Annotated in this window: 16 protein-coding genes; 8 read left to right on the top strand and 8 right to left on the bottom strand. The window is 72.5% G+C overall.

The window, feature by feature from the left end; all coding sequences use genetic code 11:
• Window positions 1-3 precede the first annotated feature (3 nt).
• From DEJ50_RS03785 to DEJ50_RS03775, 3 genes are all read left to right on the top strand, one after another.
• Window positions 4-1,116, top strand: coding sequence for a LacI family DNA-binding transcriptional regulator (locus DEJ50_RS03785; protein ID WP_150205970.1), 1,113 nt, complete (start codon window positions 4-6; stop codon window positions 1,114-1,116).
• 132 nt (window positions 1,117-1,248) lie between these two features.
• Entirely contained in the window at window positions 1,249-2,442 is a 1,194-nt protein-coding gene (locus tag DEJ50_RS03780) for a thiolase family protein (protein WP_150205969.1), read from the top strand.
• 184 nt (window positions 2,443-2,626) lie between these two features.
• On the top strand, window positions 2,627-4,066 hold the full coding sequence (locus DEJ50_RS03775) for an aldehyde dehydrogenase family protein (RefSeq protein ID WP_150205968.1): 1,440 nt from the start codon (window positions 2,627-2,629) through the stop codon (window positions 4,064-4,066).
• Between the two features lie 4 nt (window positions 4,067-4,070).
• Here DEJ50_RS03775 and DEJ50_RS03770 read toward each other — a convergent pair whose 3' ends face one another.
• Window positions 4,071-4,571, bottom strand: a complete 501-nt coding sequence (locus tag DEJ50_RS03770) for a hypothetical protein (RefSeq protein ID WP_150205967.1) — start codon at window positions 4,569-4,571, stop codon at window positions 4,071-4,073.
• 96 nt (window positions 4,572-4,667) lie between these two features.
• On the opposite strand from DEJ50_RS03770, the gene trxA reads away from it, so the two are divergent.
• Both trxA and DEJ50_RS03760 read left to right on the top strand, forming a co-directional pair.
• Entirely contained in the window at window positions 4,668-5,069 is a 402-nt protein-coding gene (gene trxA, locus DEJ50_RS03765) for a thioredoxin (protein ID WP_150205966.1), read from the top strand.
• A gap of 39 nt (window positions 5,070-5,108) precedes the next feature.
• Complete coding sequence (locus tag DEJ50_RS03760; RefSeq protein WP_150205965.1) at window positions 5,109-6,545, top strand: dihydrolipoyl dehydrogenase family protein; 1,437 nt, start codon at window positions 5,109-5,111, stop codon at window positions 6,543-6,545.
• A gap of 52 nt (window positions 6,546-6,597) precedes the next feature.
• Here DEJ50_RS03760 and DEJ50_RS03755 read toward each other — a convergent pair whose 3' ends face one another.
• Window positions 6,598-7,935 (bottom strand): alpha/beta family hydrolase, encoded by a 1,338-nt coding sequence (locus DEJ50_RS03755; protein ID WP_150205964.1) that lies wholly within the window; start codon window positions 7,933-7,935, stop codon window positions 6,598-6,600.
• Between the two features lie 190 nt (window positions 7,936-8,125).
• Here DEJ50_RS03755 and DEJ50_RS03750 point away from each other — a divergent pair, with 190 nt between their 5' ends.
• Complete coding sequence (locus tag DEJ50_RS03750) at window positions 8,126-9,352, top strand: RNA ligase (protein WP_150205963.1); 1,227 nt, start codon at window positions 8,126-8,128, stop codon at window positions 9,350-9,352.
• Window positions 9,353-9,354: 2 nt separating this feature from the next.
• Window positions 9,355-10,272, top strand: coding sequence for an AAA family ATPase (locus tag DEJ50_RS03745; RefSeq protein ID WP_150205962.1), 918 nt, complete (start codon window positions 9,355-9,357; stop codon window positions 10,270-10,272).
• A gap of 66 nt (window positions 10,273-10,338) precedes the next feature.
• On the opposite strand, the gene DEJ50_RS03740 is transcribed toward DEJ50_RS03745, so the two are convergent.
• Window positions 10,339-11,220, bottom strand: a complete 882-nt coding sequence (locus DEJ50_RS03740; RefSeq protein ID WP_150205961.1) for a GNAT family N-acetyltransferase — start codon at window positions 11,218-11,220, stop codon at window positions 10,339-10,341.
• A gap of 207 nt (window positions 11,221-11,427) precedes the next feature.
• Window positions 11,428-16,050 (bottom strand): caspase family protein, encoded by a 4,623-nt coding sequence (locus DEJ50_RS03735; RefSeq protein ID WP_190344254.1) that lies wholly within the window; start codon window positions 16,048-16,050, stop codon window positions 11,428-11,430.
• A 296-nt stretch (window positions 16,051-16,346) separates the two neighbouring features.
• Between DEJ50_RS03735 and DEJ50_RS03730 the strand changes: the two genes are divergently transcribed.
• Entirely contained in the window at window positions 16,347-17,573 is a 1,227-nt protein-coding gene (locus DEJ50_RS03730; RefSeq protein WP_150205959.1) for a cytochrome P450, read from the top strand.
• 70 nt (window positions 17,574-17,643) lie between these two features.
• Here DEJ50_RS03730 and DEJ50_RS03725 read toward each other — a convergent pair whose 3' ends face one another.
• The 4 genes from DEJ50_RS03725 to DEJ50_RS03710 all read right to left on the bottom strand — a co-directional run bounded on the left by DEJ50_RS03725 (window position 17,644) and on the right by DEJ50_RS03710 (window position 20,896).
• On the bottom strand, window positions 17,644-19,050 hold the full coding sequence (locus tag DEJ50_RS03725; protein WP_150205958.1) for a serine hydrolase domain-containing protein: 1,407 nt from the start codon (window positions 19,048-19,050) through the stop codon (window positions 17,644-17,646).
• Window positions 19,051-19,173: 123 nt separating this feature from the next.
• The gene (locus DEJ50_RS03720; protein ID WP_150205957.1) at window positions 19,174-19,848 is read right to left on the bottom strand and encodes a hypothetical protein; all 675 of its coding nucleotides are present in this window, start codon (window positions 19,846-19,848) and stop codon (window positions 19,174-19,176) included.
• Window positions 19,845-20,264: a DUF6114 domain-containing protein gene (locus DEJ50_RS03715; protein WP_223837575.1), complete on the bottom strand. Its 420-nt coding sequence runs from the start codon at window positions 20,262-20,264 to the stop codon at window positions 19,845-19,847. The genes DEJ50_RS03720 and DEJ50_RS03715 overlap by 4 nt, the downstream gene beginning before the upstream one ends.
• Entirely contained in the window at window positions 20,255-20,896 is a 642-nt protein-coding gene (locus DEJ50_RS03710; RefSeq protein ID WP_150205955.1) for a DUF6230 family protein, read from the bottom strand. Before DEJ50_RS03710 ends, DEJ50_RS03715 begins: the two co-directional genes overlap by 10 nt.
• Between the last annotated feature and the right edge of the window lie 11 nt (window positions 20,897-20,907).

Genomic DNA, 20,907 nt, shown 5'->3' with positions numbered 1-20,907 from the left:
GCAATGAAGTCTCAGTCTCCGAAGTCGCCCGCGCCCGAGTCGCCCCTGCCCGAGCCGGCCGAGCTGCCCGAGCCGCCCGAGCCGCCCGAGTCGGCCGAGCCGCCGGCCCCGTCCTCGGCACCCGTCCCCACCAGCGCCGACGTCGCCCGCCTCGCGGGCGTCTCGCGCGCAACGGTGTCGTACGTCCTCAACAACGCGGAAGCGGTCCGCATCAGCGAGCCCACCCGCCGTAAGGTCCGCGAGGCCGCCGAGGAGCTGGGGTACGTCCCCCATGCCGCCGCGCGCAGCCTGCGGGCCGGCCACACCCGGATCGTCCTGCTGCCCACCTCGCACGTGCCGGTGGGCCCGCTCTACAGCCGGTTCCTGAGCGAACTCCAGGGGGCGCTGCGCCGCCTCGACTACACCGTGGTCCAGTACGGCAGCCTGGGTCTCAGCGGGGACCAGGCCGCCCGGGCCTGGGCCGAACTGCGGCCGGTCGCGGTGATCTCGCTCGGCGAGATCACCCTCACAGCCCGGAACGTGGCCACCCTCAAACGGGCCGGCGCCCGCGCGGTGCTCACCCTGGGCCCGGTCGGGGTGCCGGGCGCGCACGCGCTGCTGATGGACCAGAAGGAGGTCGGCACCCGGGCCGCGGCCCACCTGCTGGAGCGCGGCCACCGCCGGATCGGGGTGGTGGTCCCCGACGAGGAGGGTCTGGAGCTGTTCTCCGCCCCGCGGCTGGCGGGCGCGCGGGCCGCGGCGGACAGGGTGCCGGGCGGCGCGCTGATCGAACCACTGCCGATGGGCTACACGGAGGAGTCGGCGGGCGCGCTGGCCGCCCGCTGGCGTCGGCTCGGCCTGGACGCGGTGTACGCGTACAACGACGAGTACGCGATGCTGCTGATGAGGGCCCTGCAGGACGAGGGGCTGCGGATCCCCGAGGACGTGGCGGTGATCGGTGCGGACGATCTGCTGCTGGGCCGGCTGCTGCGCCCGCGGCTGAGCACCGTACGGATCGAGATGCCGGGCGGGGACCGGCTGGCCGCGCTGGTGGACCGGGTGGTCCGGGAGGCCGCCGACGCGGTGGAACACCACGACCTGATGTCGGCGCAGGCGATCCCCCGCGACTCCACCTGATCCCGCTGATCCCGCTGATCCCGTCTTCCCGGAGCTCGGCTCACTCGCTCTGTCGTTGACACGCCGTGATCGCCGGGCGGAGACTGCGGACGGCGCGCCCCGCACGGCGCATCCCCGATACAGGAGACATCCATGCCGTCCATCCGCGACGTGTACGTCGTCGACGCCGTCCGCACCCCGATCGGAAAGTTCGGCGGGGCGCTGTCCGGGATCCGGCCCGACGATCTCGCCGCGCACGTGGTCCGTGCCCTCGTCGACCGCACCCCCGCCCTCGATCCGGCCCGGATCGACGACGTGGTCTTCGGCGACGCCAACGGGGCGGGCGAGGACAACCGGGATGTCGCCCGGATGGCCGTGCTGCTCGCCGGGCTGCCGGTCACGGTGCCCGGTGTCACCGTCAACCGGCTCTGCGGTTCCGGTCTGGAGGCCGTCGTCCAGGCCGCCCGGGCCATCGCGCTCGGCGATGCCTCGGTGGCCATCGCCGGCGGGGTCGAGTCCATGAGCCGCGCCCCCTGGGTGGTGCAGAAGCCCGAGCGGGGCTTCCCCGCCGGGCATCAGCAGATGTGGTCCACCACCCTGGGCTGGCGGATGACCAATCCGCGGATGCCCGAGGAGTGGACCGTCGCCCTCGGCGAGGGGGCCGAGCTGATCGCGGAGAAGCACGGCATCACCCGCGAGGCACAGGACCTGTTCGCCCTGGACAGCCACCACAAGGCCGCTGCGGCCTGGGCCGCCGGGCAGTACGACGGCGAGGTGGTTCCGTACCCGGGCGTGGACCTGGTGCGTGACGAATGCATCCGGGAGGGTTCCACCACGGAGGCGCTGGGCCGGCTCAAGCCGGTCTTCCGTACGGACGGCACCGGCACGGTGACCGCCGGGAACGCCTCCCCGCTCAACGACGGCGCCGCCGCCCTGCTGCTGACCGACGAGGCCGGGCTGGCAGCCGTCGGCCGCGAGCCGCTGGCACGGATCCGTACCTCCGCGGTGACCGGCATCGAGCCGCAGCTGTTCGGCCTGGGCCCGGTGGACGCGGTCCAGCGGGCGCTCGCCAAGGCCGGCCGCGGCTTCGGCGACCTGACGGCCTTCGAGCTGAACGAGGCGTTCGCCGCCCAGGCGCTGGGCTGTCTGGCGGCCTGGCCGGAGCTGGACCCGGCGGTGGTCAACCCGCGCGGAGGTGCCATCGCCCTCGGGCACCCGCTCGGGGCCTCCGGGGCGCGGCTGGCCGGGTCGGTGGCCCATCAGCTGGCGGCGGCCGGCTCGGGCACCGGGCTCGCCGCGCTCTGCATCGGCGTCGGTCAGGGCATCGCCCTCGTCCTCGAACGCTGAGCGGTCCCCGAACTGTCCGATGGGTCCGAGCGGTCCGATCGATCCGGGCGGTCCGGCCGATCGTTTCCGGTCATCGACCGCGTCAACTGCCCTATAACTCAACAGTGTTGGTATGCCCGGCTGGCTAGCATGACCTCTGCCCACCCCCCTGCCCCCAGCCACCCCCGCCCCCGGAGGCACAGCCATGCCGCTTCTCGACCCGACGATCTGGCAGGACGGACCGATGCTGACCGGCGGCACGGCCCCGGTGGTCGAACCCGCGACCGGGCGGACCCTCGCCACCCTCCGGCTCGCCGCCCCGGCCGATGTCACCGAGGCCGCCGTACGGGCCCGGGCCGCGCAGGCCGGCTGGGCGCGGGCCACCCACCTCGAGCGGGCCGCGGTGCTGCGCCGGGCCGGCGACGTGTTCGCCGAGCACGCCCAGGAGCTGCGGGGTTGGCTGGTGCGGGAGTCGGGCTCGATACCCGGCAAGGCCGACTTCGAGCTGCACGTGGCCGCCCAGGAGTGCTATGAGGCGGCGGCCCTCGCCTCCCGCCCGGCCGGCCAGGTGCTGCCGAGCGAGGCGCCCAGGCTCTCGTACACCCGGCGGGTGCCGGCCGGGCTGGTCGGGGTGATCGCCCCCTTCAACGCGCCGCTCATCCTGGCGATCCGCTCGGTCGCACCCGCCCTCGCCCTCGGCAATGCGGTGCTGCTCAAGCCGGACCGGCGGACGGCCGTCTGCGGCGGCCTGGCGCTCGCCGAGGTGTTCGCGGCGGCCGGGCTCCCGGACGGGCTGCTGCACGTGCTGCCCGGCGGTGCCGACACCGGGCGGGCGGTCGTCACCGAGCCCGGGGTGCGGGTGGTCTCGTTCACCGGGTCCACGGCCACCGGACGCCTGGTCGGCGAACTGGCCGGCCGTCAGCTCAAGCGTGTACACCTGGAGTTGGGCGGCAACTCGGCGCTCCTCGTGCTCGCCGACGCCGATCTGGAGGCTGCCGTCGGCCAGGCCGCCTGGGGCTCCTTCTTCCACCAGGGCCAGATCTGTATGACGGCCGGCCGGCACCTGGTCCATGCCTCGCTCTACGACGAGTACGTCGAGCGGCTCGCCGCCAGGGCCGAGGCGCTGGCGGTCGGGGACCCGTACCGGGAGGAGGTCCACCTCGGCCCGGTCATCGACCGGGCTCAGCGGGACCGGATCCACGCCCTGGTCGAGGCCAGCACCGAGCAGGGCGCCAAACTCGTGGCCGGCGGCACCCACCGGGACCTGTTCTACCGGCCGACGGTGCTCGCGGGCGTCGCGGACGACACCCCCGCCTATGCGGAGGAGGTGTTCGGTCCGGTGGCGCCGGTACGGTCCTTCGTCACGGAGGAGGAGGCGGTGGAGCTCGCGGCGGCCGGCCCGTACGGCCTGTCGCTGGGCATCGTCACCGCCGACACCGCCCGCGGGCTGGAGCTTGCCGACCGGATCCCGACCGGGATCGTGCACGTCAACGACCAGACGGTCAACGACGAGGCGGTGGCCCCCTTCGGCGGGGTCGGCGCTTCGGGCACCGGGGCCCGCTTCGGCGGCGAGGCGAACCTGGACGCCTTCACCGAACTCCGCTGGACCACGGCCCGCCGCACCCCGGCCGGCTATCCCTTCTAGGATTTCAGGCCGGCAGCGGGTCGTGGGCGAGCCGGAACGGGTGGGCGAGTGCCGTCTCGTACGCGGCGCGCGGGAAGACGTAGGGCCCGATGGGGAGTTCGCCCCATGCGGGCCGGTACGGATCCCGGAACCGGGACCAGATCACCGTGTCCGCGGTCACCGTGATCCGGGCCAGCAACGGTCCGCACTCCCACACGCCGCAGGAGCAGCCCAGCACCGGGGTGCCGTCCTCGGTACCGCAGCGGAACGCGGGCTCGTGCTCGCCCAGGAAGTAGGCGGCCGGGGCGCCGAGGTCCTCCTGGCGCATGCCGCCGTGGCGCCGGGCGAGGAAGTCCGTCCGCTCCTGCGCGGTCATCCGCCCGCCCGGCTCGGCCGCCATGGCATCGGCTTCGCGTTCCCGGAGGCTGCGGGTGGCATCGGCGACGGTCAGCCGGAGGTCCGTGCCGTCGACGCGGACGCCCCAGTAGTCCGCGGGGCTGTAGCGGAAGAATTCGATCCGGTGCATGGGATCATCCTGCCTCCGCGGAATGAAGGCGGCGACCTGCTCGTTCCCCGAGCAGACAGTCCGGGCAGACACACGACAGACGGAGGTCGGAAGACAGTGGCTACAGTCGAGCTCACCAAGGAGAACTTCGACAGCACGGTCAGCGAGAACGGATTCGTGCTGATCGACTTCTGGGCGGAGTGGTGCGGTCCGTGCCGGCAGTTCGCACCGGTCTTCGAGAGGGCCTCCGAGGCCAACCCGGACATCGTCTTCGCCAAGGTGGACACCGAGGCCGAGCCGGAGCTGGCCGCGGCCTTCGAGATCCGGTCCATCCCCACCCTGATGGTCATCCGGGACCAGGTCGCGGTGTACGCACAGCCCGGCGCCCTGCCCGAGCCCATGCTCGCGGATGTGATCGGGCAGGCCAGGGGGCTCGACATGGCCGAGATCAAGGCGAAGATCGCGGAACAGCAGGCGGCCGGCGGCGAGGCGGCCCCGGGCGGCGCGCCGGAGGCGTAACGCGTGCAGGCCGGGCGGCCTGCCGAGAGACTGTCCGGTATGACTGAAGCCGTGGAGTACGACGTCGTGGTCCTGGGCGGTGGGCCGGCCGGCGAGAACCTCGTGGACCGGGCCCGGGCCGCGGGGCTCAGCACCGCCCTGGTCGAGAGCGAGCTGATCGGCGGGGAGTGCTCGTACTGGGCGTGCGTGCCCAGCAAGGCCCTGCTCCGCCCGGCCCTCGCCCGGGCGGACGCGCGCCGGGTTCCGGGGCTTGCCGCGGCCGTCCAGGGGCCGCTCGACCGGGAGGCGGTCTTCGCGCACCGCGACTACTGGACCGGGGACTGGAAGGACGACGGCCAGGTCGACTGGCTGGACTCCGTCGGCGCCCATGTCTACCGGGGGCACGGCCGGCTCTACGGCGTCCGGAAGGTCGCCGTGGGCTCGCCCGAGGGCGAGCACCACGTCCTTGCCGCCCGGCACGCGGTGGTCGTGGCCACCGGCAGCCGGGCCGTCGTCCCCGACCTGCCGGGCATCACCGGAGCCCGCCCCTGGACCAGCCGCGAGGCGACCTCCGCCCGGTATGTGCCGCCCCGGCTGCTGATCGTCGGCGGTTCGGTGGTGGCCGCCGAGATGGCCACCGCCTGGCAGGCCCTCGGCTCCCGGGTCACCATGCTGGTGCGGGGCGGGGGGCTGCTGCCCCGGATGGAGCCCTTTGCCGGCGAGCTGGTCGCCGAGACCCTGCGCGAGGCCGGTGCGGTGGTCCGTACGGGGGTGTCCGTCGAGGCCGTCGTACGGGACGGGGCCACCGGCCCGGTCACGGTGGTCCTGGAGGGCGGCGAGACGCTGGAGGGAGACGAACTCCTGATCGCGACCGGCCGGTCGCCGCGCACCGAGGACATCGGACTGGAGACGGTCGGGCTGAAGCCGGGCGACTGGATCGAGGTGGACGACAGCCTCCGCTCGACCACCCACGACTGGCTGTACGCGATCGGCGATGTCAACCACCGCGCGCTCCTGACGCACCAGGTCAAGTACCAGGCCCGGATCGCGGGCGCCGCCATCGCCGCCCGCGCCGCGGGCACTCCCGCCGTGGAGGGCGTCCGCTGGGGTGCCCATACGGCCACCGCCGACACCGAGGCCGTCCCGCAGGTGGTCTTCACCGACCCGGAGGCCGCGGCCGTCGGCCCGACCCTGGCGGCGGCGGAACGGGCGGGACACCGGGTCCGCGCGGTCGACTACGACCTGTCGAAGGTCTCCGGGGCAGGCCTGTACGCGGACGGCTACCGCGGGCACGCCCGGATGCTGGTCGACCTGGACCGCGGCGTGCTGCTCGGCGCCACCTTCGTGGGACCGGGGGCCGCCGAACTCCTGCACGCCGCGACCGTGGCGGTCACCGGGGAGGTCCCCGTCGAACGCCTCTGGCACGCGGTCCCGTCGTTCCCGACGATCAGCGAGGTCTGGCTGCGGCTGCTGGAGACCTACCGCGACGGCTCCTGAGCGTCACGGGCTTCACCGCCGCACCGCCGCACCGCCGCACCGCCGCACCGCCTCACCGCAGATGGTCGCGGAACCAGTCGCGGGCGAGCCCGGCGACCTCGTCCAGGGCGCCGGGCTCCTCGAACAGGTGAGTGGCGCCCGGGATGACCTCCAGCCGGTTCTCGCAGGTCAGCTCGCGCTGGGCCAGCCGGTTCAGTTCCAGCACCGTGGTGTCCCGGCCGCCCACGATCAGCAGGGTGGGAGCCCGGACCGCGGCCAGGTGCGGCCCGGCGAGGTCCGGCCGGCCACCGCGGGAGACCACGGCGCCGATCTCCGCGCCCGCCGCCCCCTCGGGCGTCGTCGTCCCGGCCGCCCGGAGCGCCGCCGCGGCCCCGGTGCTCGCCCCGAAGCAGCCGATCGGGAGCGGCGTACGGTCGCGCAGCCAGCGGGTGGCGTCCAGCAGCCGGCCGGCCAGCAGCTCGATGGCGAACACGTTCGCCCGGTCGGCCTCCTCGGCCGGGGTCAGCAGGTCGAACAGCAGGGTGCCCAGGCCGGCCGCGTTCAGTGCCGAGGCCACGGCACGGTTGCGCGGGCTGTGCCGGCTGCTCCCGGAGCCGTGGGCGAAGACCACCACGGCCTCGGCGCCCTCCGGGAGGACGAGGTCCCCGGCCAGCCGGACCTCGCCGGAGGCCACCTCGACCGGCCCGGACCCGGCCGAGCCTCCGGACCCGCCAGCGCCGCCGGCGGCGCTTTCGTCCGCGCCCCCGGCTACCGTTTCGCCCGCCGCCCGCATGAGCAGGGACACGACCTCCTCGTCCGGGGTCTGCGAAAAGTCCTGGTACCACTCGCCGACGGCACTGAACCCCGGCGGCGTCGACAGGCACACCACCTCGTCCGCCTCGGTGCGCAGCCACGCGATCGCATCCGGCGGCGCGACCGGCGCGGCCAGCACCACCCGGGCCGCGCCCTGCGCGCGTACGACCTCACAGGCCGCCGCCGCGGTCGCGCCGGTCGCGATCCCGTCGTCCACCACGATCACCGTCCGGCCGCGCACGGACACCCTCGGCCGCCCCTCGCGGAACCGCTGCGCCTGCCGTACGAGGTTCTCCTGCTCGGCGTGCTCGACCGCCGCCAGCGCCTCCCGGCCGGCCCCGCTGCGCCGCACGATGTCCTCGCTGATGATCCGCACCCCGCCCTCGCCGATCGCGCCGAAGCCCAGCTCACGGTGGTAGGGCACGCCCAGCTTGCGGACCACGATCACATCCAGCGGGGCACGCAGCGCCCGCGCCACCTCGAAAGCAACCGGAACCCCGCCCCGGGGCAGCCCGAGGACGACAGGGGATTCGTACTCCACATGGCGCAGCGCCGCGGCGAGCCGGGCGCCCGCGTCCGTGCGGTCGGTGAAGAACATCGTCCTTCACCCCCAATCCACACCTACTTCGAACGAACCGCGGATGGGCCGGTTCCGCAACTCGGGGACCGGCAACAGCGGCCTGACCGGGATTGGCTAGACTCCGGGCTCACGCCGCCGGCCTGCTAATTCGCTGTCGGCCGGGCCCTCCCGCACGAGAGGATGAAGCCTCAAGAACCGGGAGGAACCCATGAGCCAGGTACACCTGACTCTGCATGACCTGATGCCGCCGCAGGAGCTGGCGGACGCCATCGAAGCCGGGCACGTCACCCGCAAGTCCCACCCCGAACTGCCGCTGTCCATCTACACCTACACGCGGGTGTGCCAGTACGAGCGGATCTGGAACCGGGTGACCGTGCGCTGCCGCGGGCTGGTCGCCGACGACGCCACCGGTGCGATCGTGGCCCTGCCGCTGCCGAAGTTCTTCAACGTCGGTGAGCACGAGTCCGGTCAGCCCTACGCGCCCGCGCTGCCGGACGAGCCGTTCGAGGTGTACGACAAGGTCGACGGCAGTCTGGCCGTGGTGTTCCACTACGCCGGCCGCTGGCGGGTCGCGTCGAAGGGTTCCTTCATCAGTGCACAGGCCACCTGGGCGCAGCGCCGCCTCGACGGCCGTGACACCTCCGCCCTGGTCCCCGGGGTGACCTACCTCGCCGAGATCCTGTACCCGCAGAACCGTATCGTCGTCAACTACGGAGACCGCCGGGACCTGGTCCTGCTGGCCGCCTTCGGCACCGACGGCACCGAGCTCCCGCTCGCCGAGGCCGCCGGCCACTGGCAGGGCGTCGGCTCGGTCGTCACGGTCTGGCCGGCCATGTCCCTCGACGAGCTGGTCAAGCTCACCGAGTCCAACACGCTGCCCGACGGCGGCGCCGCCACCGGTACCGACGCCGAGGGCTTCGTGCTGCGCTTCGCCTCCGGGGTGCGCGCCAAGGCCAAGATCGCCGAGTACGTGCGGCTGCACAAGGTGCTGACCGGCGTCACCGAACGGGACATCTGGCGCGCCCACGGCATCCAGCGGTTCCCCGGCGTGTCCGTGAAGCGGCTGGCCCAGGGCCTGGGTTGTTCGGTCGCCGAACTCGGTGGCGTCAGGTCCTCGGGCGGCCGGCCGCTGGACGCCCTGCTGGAGCAGGTGCCGGACGAGTTCGACACCTGGGTGCGTACGGTGATCGCACGCCTGGAGGACGAGGCGACGGCGCGTGCGCATGCCATCGACGAGGCCTACCGCAGCATCGAGCACCTCGCCGGTGACCGGGGCGCGTTCGCGCGGGCCGCCAAGGCGCTGCCGGCCGAGTACGACTCCGGCATCCGGTCCGCCATGTTCCTGCGCCTCGACGGCAAGCCGACCGACCTCATGGTCTGGCGTGCCATCCGGCCGGAGAACTCCGACCCCTTCGTCACCGACCAGGAGAACTGACCGTGCCCGTAGTACACGTCATGACGGGACTTCCCGCCTCGGGGAAGACCACGGCCGCCCGGCAGCTCCAGGCGGAGTCCGAAGGCCGGATGCGCCGCGTCAACCTCGACGACCTCCGCACCATGCTCGACGTCCCGGCCCCCGAGCGCGGGCGCTCGCACGCCCATGAGCGGACGGTCCTCGACATCCAGGACGCGGCGGTCCGTTCGGCCGTCGAGGGCGGCTTCGACGTGGTCGTCGACAACACGCACCTGACCCCGCACATCCCCAAGCGCCTCAAGGCCGCGGTCACCGGCCTCGGCGCCGGTTTCGTGGTCCACGACTTCACCGGCGTGCCGGTCGAGGAGTGCATACGCCGGGATGCCGCGCGGGAGCGCTCGGTCGGCGAGGAGATCATCCGCATCCTCGCCGAGAAGCACGCCAAGGCCACCAAGGGCGGCTGGCGGCTGACCGCCGAATGGCTGGGCGCCCAGCCCGCGGGCACCCCGTACACCGCCGACCCGGCCCTGCCCTCCGCGGTGATGTGCGATATCGACGGCACCCTGGCACTGCGCGGGGACCGCGGACCGTACGACTTCACCCGGTGCGACGGCGACCTGCTCAACGTCTCCGTACGGCAGGCCCTGCGCGCCTTCCGCAGCGCCGAGAACGACAGGATCGTGCTGCTGTCCGGGCGCAGCGAGGACCACCGCGAGATCACCGAGGCGTGGCTGGCCACACACGAAGTGCCGTACGACGAGCTGTGGATGAGGGCGTCCGGCGACGGCCGCAGCGACGACATCGTCAAGGCGGAGCTGTTCGACGCGCACGTCCGGCACCGCTATGCGGTCCGGGTCTCGCTGGACGACCGCGACCGGGTGGTCGCGGTCTGGCGCCGGATGGGCCTGCCGACCTGGCAGGTCAACTACGGCAACTTCTAGGCCGTATACCGAAAGCATGGACGGGCCGGACCATGTGATGTCCAGGTCCGGCCCGTCCGTCCGCTGCTAGAGGTCGAGTTGGTACTGATGTGTCGTGTGCGTGGGTGAGTAGCCGAGACCGTCGTTGATCTGTCTCATGTGCGTGTTGCTGTCGGCGGTGTCGGTCAGGAGGCCGCCGAGGTCCGGGTAGCGCCCATGGGCGTGTCGGATGGACTCGGCCTTCATCCATCGGCCAAGGCCGTGTCCACGGTGCTCGGGCAGCACGCCGGTGCCGTAGTGCTGGGCGTCACCTGTGCCGTTGCCGGGAACGACCAGCTCGGTGAAGCCGGCGATCGAGTCGTCGGAGGTGTCGACGGCGGCGACGGTGTGCAGGTGGTCGCCGCGCTGTTCGACGGCCTTCGCCGCGGTCCGGACCCGGTCCACGTCCCAGGCGACGATGCCGTAGTCGGTGTCGTCCATGGGCATGTCGTCCATGGCGCGACGTGAGGCGGCGAACGTCTCGGCGAGGTCGTCGGGCACGGTTCCGTGCCATGACGTCAGCCGGTAGCCGGGGTGCGGGCGCTCGATGATGCGGGCGAGGGCGCTGGTGTCCGCGTCGGCCAGCGGCAAGCGGGAGAACCTCAGCGTGAGGACCTTCCGGAAGCCGCGCGCGGGCAGGAAGTGGTCGCCCGGAGATCCGGCCTCGGCCTGTGCGATGACGCAGCGGCGGGCGTGGTCTCGGGCTGCGGCCACGGCGGCGTCGAGGAGCTGCGAGCCGATGTGACGGCGTCGCTCCGCCGGATGGACCTGGAGGGTCAGTTCGGCCAGATGTTCCTGTTCGGGGCTGTCGAACAGGCGCAGAAAGGCGGTTCCGGTGGGGATGGAATCGCCGTCGGACGCCAGCCATGCAAGTCGCCGGCTGTTCGCGGCGTGAGCGGGATCGGTCAGCGGGGTGATGCGAGACGACAAGGTGTCTCCGTCGTGAGGAAGTGGCAAAGGTCAGTACGCGGACTCAACACCTGGGCACTCCTGCGCATGTGCTCCACACCTCCTCGTCGACAGCGCCGGTCCCGAACGACATCGGGCGGCTGGGAGAACTTAAGCTGGCCATCGGCTCATCGGCAAAGGGTTAACGAAAAGACCGGTGCGAGCGTGCGGTCACGGCCACTCCCGAGGTCACAGGCCGAGCCGTCGGCGCCAGCCCGCGTCGATGCGGGGGCGGATGAGGACGACGCCCTGCTGGGTGCCGACGGCCAGGTCCGGGCCCGGGCTGCCGGGAACCACGGCGAGGCAGGTGACGAGGGCGGGGACGGGGGTGGACCAGACCTTCTCCCCGCCGGGGAGATGGCAGAGGGTGATGCCCTGCGGATCGCCGAGGGCGACGAGGACCTCGCCGTTGGGGGTGGTACCGGTCCACAGGATGCGGGTGGCCGGCACCGGTAGCTGCCGGGTGGTGTGGGGTGCGGTGGAGTCCCAGACGGTGACGGGGAGCGCCCGTTTGTCCCTGGCCGTGTCCACGTCCACGCTGAGCAGCACGGCGGCACCGCCGGCGGTCTCGGCCCACCGGAGGTCGAAGTCGCGGCCGGTCCGGGGCCTGCGATTCGGGTCGCGGTCTACCCCGGGCTGTGCCGCGCGCACGGGGAAGACAGCACCCGTCAGCGGCTCGAAGACCGCGACCTGTCCGGCGGGTGCCTGGCAGGCGACCCACCGGGTGCCGCGGGGGCTGTGGTGCGGCACGAGCCGCAGTGTGTCGAAGGGGAGCGGCTGAACGGCGCCACGCACCGGACGGCCCGTCTCACAGTCCCAGAGCCCGGTGGCAGGCCCTGAAAGAGCCGGACTCGGACCGTTTCGGGCCGGCCTCCGGAGCCAGGTGGAAATCTCGTCGGGCCGGGCCGGCCGGGAGCAGACCATCAGCACCGCGGTCCCCGAGGGGAGGGTGAATGCCGCGGTACGGACGATGTCCCGCATCCCGGGCACCTCCCAGGGGATCGCCGTCCAGGCCGGGGCGTGCGTGGGGAAGCGGTAGAGCCCGATCCGGCCGCGCAGGGCGTCGAATCCCACGACGCAGGTCCCGGGCCGGGCCCGGGTCGAAGCCAGCAGGTGGCCGTGCACGGCGGAGTCTCCTTCGAGGTCGGTGAGCCGGGCCCGCCTGGCGGTCGAGCCGTCGCGGGCCACCCCCAGCCACACGGCTTGGCCGGGCCGTGACCAGTACGTGCCGAATTCATCGTTCCCTTCATTGAACTCGGAGTATTCCCAGGCCAGGAGGTGGAGTTCGCCGTCGGGTCCGGCGCTGTGGGAAACCGGCCCGGACACGTCCTCGATGAGGGCGGTCCGGGGTGCGACGTCAGCGGGTCGGTCCAGCACCCCGGTGTCGACGACTGTGAAGCCGCTCGTGGCGAGGGCGAGCAGCGGACCGCGGGCGACCGACCCGGTGATGAGTTCATCGGGTTCGGAGTAGGGGGGCTGATTCTCCGCTCCGTCCGTTCCGTCCTCGGCAGGTCCTGCGACCAGTACGTCCGGCCAGCGCCACAGGCGGGCCGTACCGTCGTTTCCGACGGCGAGGATCTCGGGATCGCCGCTCCCCGGAGCCTCGAGAACGTGCACCAGGCCCACCGCGCTTTCGTGGCCTTTCAGCGACGGTCCCACGCGTTCTCCGGTGAGGGAGTCCACCACACACAGCTCATGGAAGTCTGCCACCGCCGTATGGAGCCGCCCCTGGTACCGGAAGGAGGTCATCGACAGGCTTCTGGGGATGCGCACTTCGGCCTGCTCGACGGCCTCCGCCCCGAGGCGCAGGGTCACCGACCCGCCGCTGCCCTGCAGCACCAGCATGGGACTGCCGGAGGAACCGCGCACGAAGCCGCCCTCCAGATGTCTGTCCCAGCCCGCGGGCGCGGTCTCGGTCATCTCTCCCGACCGCACGTCGAGCAGGGTCAGCAGGCATGATCCGTCTCCGCTCACCACAGCCACGGCCATACCGCCGTCCGCGAGCCGGATCCGGTGCTGCAGGACGGGCTCGTGCCGCCCCGTCAGCAGCGTCCTGCTCTCTCCGTCCCCCTCGACCGGGTGCAGGGTGACGGTTCCGTCGGGCGCGTCGGACGCGTTGCCGACGAGCAACTGGGCCGCCCCCTCCGGATCGTGGCAGAGGAAGGCCGTGTGCCCGGGATACGAGGTTAGGACGTGGCCCGTGGTCAGATCGACGACGGCCACGCCCTCATCACCGTCGCGGCACGCGGCCACCGGAGTCCCGTCGCGGAGCGCTCCGGCGTCGAGCAGTTTGACGTACGGCGTGTCCGGGATCTCCCCGACTACCGCGTGTTCGTGCAGGTCCCAGACCCGGAGGGCGCCGACCGTGTCGAGGGTGACCGCGCCTCCGGGCACCAGGGCCAGGCCGGTGACCTGCGCGGGATGGGGCAGCACCCCGGACCGCGAAGGCGAGTCGATCACCCAGAGGCGGACCTCGCTGCCCTGCGGAGGAAGGGCCAGCACCACCCGGTCGCCGCCGGCCAGGACCGTGTCCTCGATCCGCCAGCCCTTCCGCACGGACCAGGTCGAGTACGCATCACCCGCGTACCGGCCCACCACCCGGTGCGGTGTCAACTGCCGCCGCGGCACCCGCATCCGCTCCACCGAGGCCGCCAGCGCCTCCGCCGCCCCGGCCAATCCGTCCTCCCCGTAAGCCCGCGCCACGTACGCCAGCAGCGCGGCCCGGTCGGTGTCCGGGTCCGCGTCGCCGAACAGGTACGCCGCCCGTTCCACCGCCATCGACAGCAGCGGGCGGCGGGAGGCGTGGCGGACCGCCGGGAGGAGGGAGGCCGGGTCGGCCGCCAGGACGAAGGCCGCGTCCTCGATCAGGCCGTCCAGCAGGCCCGCCTCGGCCGCGTGGGTGGCCAGGTGGGCGCGGACGTACTCCGGGGCCCGCGCCCAGTTCCGGCCACCGCCGGGGACGGTGTCCAGCAGTGTCCGGACGAAGCATTCGTGCACGTCCTGCAGGTCCCGGTGGGCCAGAGTCCGGTTCCTGATGTGGTCCGTCAGCTCCTGGTGGTAGAGCCGGAAGTACTTCGTACGGTCCACCTCGGCGTGCGAGAGGTACGAGCCGTCCCCCTCCAGCAGCAGGTCGACGTCCGACTCCGCGAGCGGGATCCCGGACAGCTCGGCCGCCACCCGCACCCAGATCCGGCGCGGCAGCCCGTTCCCCTCCCCGAAGGCTGCCGCGCTCAGCAGGGCCATGGCCGCCGTGTGCCGTTCCCGGGGCAGCCGTTGCAGGTACGCCTCGAAGGCGCCGCCCACGTCGGAGGGCAGCTGTTCCGCCCAGCCCGGCACGGTGGTGTCCACCAGCGGGCCGCGCAGCAGGGCGGTCGCCGTCATCCGGGCGACCAGGAAGCAGCGGCCGGACCGCCGGGCCACCTCGTCCGCGATCCGGCGGGCGGTGCCGGGGGTGCGCCCGTACGGGCCGGCCGGGTCGGCCAGGACCTTCGCCACGTACTCGGCGGTGCTGGTGTCCTCGGCGTACGCGCTCTGGTCGAGGTCGACGGCCGGGATCCGGTCGCCGATGTGCGGCAGCATCTCGCGGCGCGAGCCGATCACCAGGCGGACACAGTCCACGGCGCCCAGCGGGCGCAGCAGTTCCCACGCGATCCGGCGGGCCTCCGCCTTGTCGCCGCCCGGGCCGGCCTCGTCGAGGGAGTCGAGCACGATACGGAAGGGCCGTTCCCGGCCGGCGAGCGCGGTGAGCAGCGCGTCCGGGCTGCCGGCCCGTACATCGGCTGCCGCGGCGAGCCGGCCCACCAGGGCTTCGAGGGTCTGGTGGCGGGCGTTGACGGAGGTGTCCGCGTGGCCTTCCAGCACCAGCCTCCCCAGCACCGCCGACTTGCCCGAACCGGGGTCGGCCGTCACCACGAGCGGGGCCCGGCCGCCCTCGCCCGCCAGGTGGGCCCGTACCGCCGTCAGGGCGTGTTCCCGGCCGGTGAAGTACGAACCGGGGTCGTGTACGTGCTCCACCCCGCGGCCCCGGGGGTCGAAGTGCGAGGCGCGGTCCCCGTCGTCCGCGCCGGGCCGGCCCTCGGGGGTGACTTCGGCCTCCCGGTCGAAGGCCGGGTTGGGGAAGAACGGCGGGCGCCGGGCCTGGTCCAGGGAGGAGCAGCCGGCCCGCTGGGTGAGGCCGGCGGTGACGAAGGCCCGGTTGATGCGTTCGGCCAGGGTGGCGGGGGAGAGGTGGCGCTGGGAGGGGCCGTCGCCCTCCTCCCAGGCGGCGGCGAGCCGGCGGACGAAGGCGCCGTCTCGGGCCTGCTCGCGGTGCCGGGCGGAGGCGAGCAGCCAGGTGCCGGCTCCGGGCTCGTCCGCCCGGGACCGGGTGGCCACGATGGCCTCGGTCATGCCGGCGATCTCGGCACCGGCCGCCGCCGCATGGCAGGAGTCCACGACGAGCAGGACGTTGCGTAGCGGGGACTGGGCGATGATCTCCGCCAGCGAGGACAGGGACAGCCAGGACCGGGGCCGGTGGTCCTCGCTGTCGGTGCACGCCAGCCGGTAGGGGCCGGAGGCGGAACGGACGCCGTGGCCCGCGTAGTAGAGGACGAGGAGGTCGTCCGCGGTCAGGTCGGCCGTTGCGCACCAGTCGGCCAGGGCGTCCTCGAATTCTCCGGCCCGCGGGTCCGCGGAGACCGCGGCCAGCGCGCGCTCGTAACCGGCGGCCGTGAAGAGCGCGACCACCGCGTCGACATCACTGTGTGCCAGGGGCAGTTCCGGCAGGCCGCCGCGGTAGTGGCGGGTGCCCGCCGCGATGAGGAAGCGCCTCACTCCGTGCCCCTCCCCGGTTGAGGGGACCAGCCTAGGGCCGGGCGGCCGGCCCATTGGAGGGAAGCCGTCGAATTTCGGTCAAGCAAAGTCTGGATATAGCTGCCGCAAAGACCGGAAAGATTCATTCCACTTGGATAGGTGGCGTTAATTTCGGTCGAAAATGGCCACAATGCTGTTGTGATGCATGCCCGGCGTGTTAGGGAGTCGTCAACATTTGCTCACGCGCAGTCTCCGGACGCCAGGTGGTGTCGATCATGAGCGAACGGATTTTCACGCGCCCATGACGAGGAGCCGACATGGTCAACCCGACTGAAACCACGGGCAGTACGGCGCCCCCGCCGCCGCTCGCGGGTCTGCCCACGGAACGCCCGGCCGGCTGTCCGCTGGACCCGCCCGCGGAGTTCGCGCAGCTGCGCGCGGAGGAGCCGCTGTGTCCCATGGCGTACCCCGACGGCCATGTGGGATGGCTGGCGACCAGCCACGCCCTGGTGCGCGAGGTGCTGGCCGACAGCCGGTTCAGTTCGCGGGCCGAGCTGGTGCACTGGCCGATTCCGGGGCCGGCCGCCGAGCACCAGGCCCCGCCGGCTGAGCCCGGCATGTTCGTACGGATGGACGCGCCCGAGCACACCCGCTACCGGAAGCCGCTCGCGGGCAAGTTCACCACCCGCCGGATGCGCCGGCTCACCGAGCGGCTCGAACAGATCGCCGCCGACCGCCTGGACGCCATGGAACGGCAGGGCCCGACGGTCGACCTGTTCCAGATCTACGCGATGCCGATCCCGGCGCAGATGATGTGCGAGCTGCTTGGAGTCCCCTACGAGGACCGGGAGTTCTTCGAGCGGCAGGTGATCGCGACCAATGACAACAGCCACGGTCCCGAGGCGCAGTTCGCCGCTTTCGCGGAGATCCAGAAGTTCCTGAACGAACTGGTCCTGGCCAAGCGCGCCAACCCCACCGACGATGTGCTGAGCGAGCTGACCGACAGCGACCTCACGGACGAGGAACTGACCAACATCGGCTCGCTGCTGCTCGGAGCCGGCTTCGACACCACCGCCAACATGATCGGGCTGAGCGTCTACGCCCTGCTCACCAACCCCGATCAGCTGGCCGCGCTGCGGGCCGAGCCGGAGCTCGCCGACGGGGCGGTCGAGGAACTGCTGCGCTACCTGACCATCACCGATACGGGGATGCGGACCGCCCTGGAGGACGTCGAGCTGGCGGGCCGGGTCGTCAAGGCCGGGGACACGGTCACCCTCGCGGTCCAGGCCGCCAACCGCGACCCGGAGAAGTACCCGGACCCCGACGTCCTCGACATCCGCCGGCAGGCCGCCGGGCAGCTGACGTTCGGCCACGGCATCCACCAGTGTCTCGGCCAGCACCTGGCCCGGGTCGAGGTCCGGATCGCCCTCGTCGAGCTGTTCAACCGGTTCCCCGGTCTGCGGCTGGCCGTTCCGGCCGAGGAGGTTCCGATGCGCTCCGACTCGGACTTCCACGGGGTGGTCAGTCTCCCCGTGACCTGGTGAGACCCGGTGGGGCCGTCCGGCACGGGGACGGCCCCACCGGGTCACCGGGGCACCCGGTCTCCGCTGTCGGCTACCGGATGCTGGGAGCGGGTTCCGGAAGCCGCCGGAACAGCCGGCCGGCGAGGTCGATCCCCACGATCGCGCCGGTCTCGTCGCGGGTGAAGAAGCCGCGCTGCCCCTTCAGGCCCCCGTTGGTGATGATGTAGTCGTCCGAGTCGCCGGGCAGCAGGCCGAAGTCGGCCGGCGGGTAGTCCGGAGGAAGGGGAATGTCGGACGCCGCGCGGAGCTCCGCCTTGAACCGGACGTCGAGCGTCAGTCCCGCTCCGTCGGTGCCGATCGAGAGGGTCATGGCATCGATGTCGTAGGTGCCGACGAGCTCGCCGGCCCGTGCCGCGTCGTGCGGGATCGGCTCCGGGTCCCGGTCCGTCACCCCCAGCCAGGTCCGGAGCGCCCACCGGACGATCTCCTGGTTGCAGGGGATGCCGTTCGGGCCGGCGTTGGACACCGAGACCACGGCGAAGTTCCGTTCGGGCACCAGCAGGAACTCGGCGAACTGACCGTTCGCCGAACCGCCGTGGCCCACCGTGCGGACCCCGTCCACATCGCGCAGGAACCAGCAGATGCCCAGGGCGTCACCCTGGGTGCTGCTCCGCAGGGCGACGGTGGGCTCCTTCATCCCGTGCAGGCGCGCGGCGGGGAGCAGCGGCTCGCCGCTCTCCGTACGGCCGTCGCCGAGGTGGAAGCGGGCCCAGCGCAGCAGGTCCGCCACCGAGGAGACCATGCCCCCGCCGGGGTTGTGCCCGCGCGGGATCCGCCACGGCCGGGCGATGGAGAGGGTGTCGTCCTCGAGGTTGTGACCCACGGCGAACCGCCGGGTCATGACGTCGTCGGGGAAGAAGAAGGTGTCCGAGAGCCCGAGCGGCTCCAGGACGAGCGAGGCGACGGCCCGCTCGTAGGTGAGGCCGGTGACCTTCTCCAGCACCCGGCCGGCCAGGTTGTACCCGGCCTGGCTGTAGGAGGCCCGGGTCCCGGGCGGCGCGGCCATCTCCATCTCGGCCATCCGCGCCACGTACGCGGCCAGGGCGTCGTCCCCGTCACCGGTGTCGGCGATCACCGCCCAGTCCAGCCCGCCGGTGTGGTTGAGCAGATTCAGTACGGTGATCCGGGCCGCGGCCTCCTGGTCCGAGAGCACCAGCTCGGGAACGTAGCGGCACACCGGCGCGTCCAGTTCGATCTCGCCGCTCTCGACCAGGCGCAGCAGTGCGGTTGCGGTGAAGGTCTTGGTCACCGACCCCAGTTGGTAGAGCGTCCTGGGGTCGACCGGCAACGGGTTGTCGAGGCTTGTCACACCGTGGGACGCGAACACCTCCTGCCCGTCCGCCCACACTCCGACGACGACGCCTGGAATGGCGTACTCCTCGGCCGTGGCCGCCACTAATGCGGACAGCGGGTGTTCGTGCTGCTCGTGTTCGGACATGCGGGTCCCCTTGTCGGTGCGGTCCATCGTTCCACTTGCACTGTGTTCAAGTGGAACGATAGACCAGCACTTGAACACAGTGCAAGTCGGACTCGGGGTCCCGGCAGGTCCGGGGACGGGGTCTTACGGCGCGACGGCGATCTGCTGCGCCGGGTCGGTGGTGTCCGTCACGCGGTAGACGGCATTGAAGGTGGAGGTGGTCGCACTGGTGGGACAGCCGAACCCGCCGGTGACCTTGACCGGGACCGAGGCATTGGTGAAGGTCAGAGAGGACGGGGCGCCGTTGGCCCAGGTGCCGGGGACGTTCGCCGGGGCGGTGGGCGCGGTGACGACCGTGCACGAGGCCAGGCCGGTGGTCTTCAGCACCAGGCCGCCGGTCGGGACGGTCATGGTGGCCGTGATCGGCGACCCGTGCTGCATGGACACCTGCCAGGCGCCGCTGGTGGTGACGGTCGGGGTGACCCCCGGCAGGCTCGCCGTACAGGAGCTGTAGGTCGGTGCGGAGATCGGGGACGAGACCGGGCCGGCCGGGTTGTGGTTGCCGGGGGCGGCCGGGACGGTGCCGGTGGCCACGGAGACCGTGCAGGTCACGGTGACCGCGCCGGCCTTGAGGGTGGCCTTTCCGCTGAGGGTGGCCTTGAAGGCGTGGCCGGCCGGGGTGACGGTGGTGGACCCGGCCGCCGGTAACGGTGCCGGGGACGGGGCGGGCGACGGAGCGGCGGTGGCCGCGGCGGCGCCGAAGGTCAGGGCGCCGGCGGTGGCGAGTCCGAGGGCGAGGGTGGTGCGCGTACGGCTCATGGCTGTGCTCCTTGGGGATCGGGATGCGGTGTGGGGGTGGGTGCGACGCGCCCGGGGGAGGGGGTGCGTGCCGGGGAGGGGGTGTGCTGCCAGGCGAACATCAGGCCGCCGCCGAGGATGCCCAGCAGGGTCCCGATCAGGAACCCGCCGAGGTTCGACAGCACCAGGGCGGCGGTGGCGATGAGGGTGGTGAGGACCCCGGCAAGGGTGCGGTAGTGCGGGGCGAACCAGGCGGTGAGACCGAGCACGATCATCACGAGGCCCATCAGTACGGACGGGATGCCCGCCACGCCCTGGGTGAGCATGACCTTCAGCGGGGCGAGCGGCAGGACGCAGATCTCGGCTCCGGCCAGGGCGGCGAAGAGCCCGCCCCAGAACGGCCGGCTGCGCCGCCATCGCCGGAATCTCAGAAGCATTCCTTCTTGCCCTTGCTGATCTTCAGGTTCAGGCCGGAGAGTTTGAAGGTGCCGGCGTTGGTCGCCCAGGCGGTCTGCTGCAGATCGGTGATGCTGACGGTGTCGGCCTGCTGGGCGAACAGGTCCTGCATGCCCTGGGCATCGGTGGGGCCCTTGTCCAGGGTGGAGGCGTCGCGGCCGATCTCGATGTTGGTGAAGGTGGCGTTGCCGGAGAGCTGGGTGGCGTCGACGAACAGGTTCGTCGCCTCGACCGGGCTCTTCTGGCCGGCGGTCAGGTTCAGCGAGATGTCGCCGATCACCGGGAGCGTGGTGACCACCGACTGGCAGAGGCTGTGGAGCTTGGCCTCCTTGATGGCGGTGACCGCCACCGGGATGAGCTCCTCGCGGGCGTTGACGTCCACGCTGCCGTACTGGACGAAGCCCTCGCCCGTCAGGCTCTCGGCGGACACCTTGAACTGCTGGCCCGAGACGGCGAAGGAGGCGGCGAGGGCGCCCTGGGCGAGGGCGATGCCGAGGCCGGCAGTGACCGCGACGGCCGGGACCGTCAGAACGGCGAAGCGCCGCCAGCGCACCCGCCCGTCGCCCGAGGTGCCGGCCGGGCCGTCGCCTAAGTCATGTAAATCATGCTCCATGGCACTTCCCC

This window comes from Streptomyces venezuelae (assembly GCF_008642295.1).
GTDB classification, from domain to species: Bacteria; Actinomycetota; Actinomycetes; order Streptomycetales; family Streptomycetaceae; genus Streptomyces; species Streptomyces venezuelae_C.
This window is presented reverse-complemented; position numbering and strand designations above follow the sequence as displayed.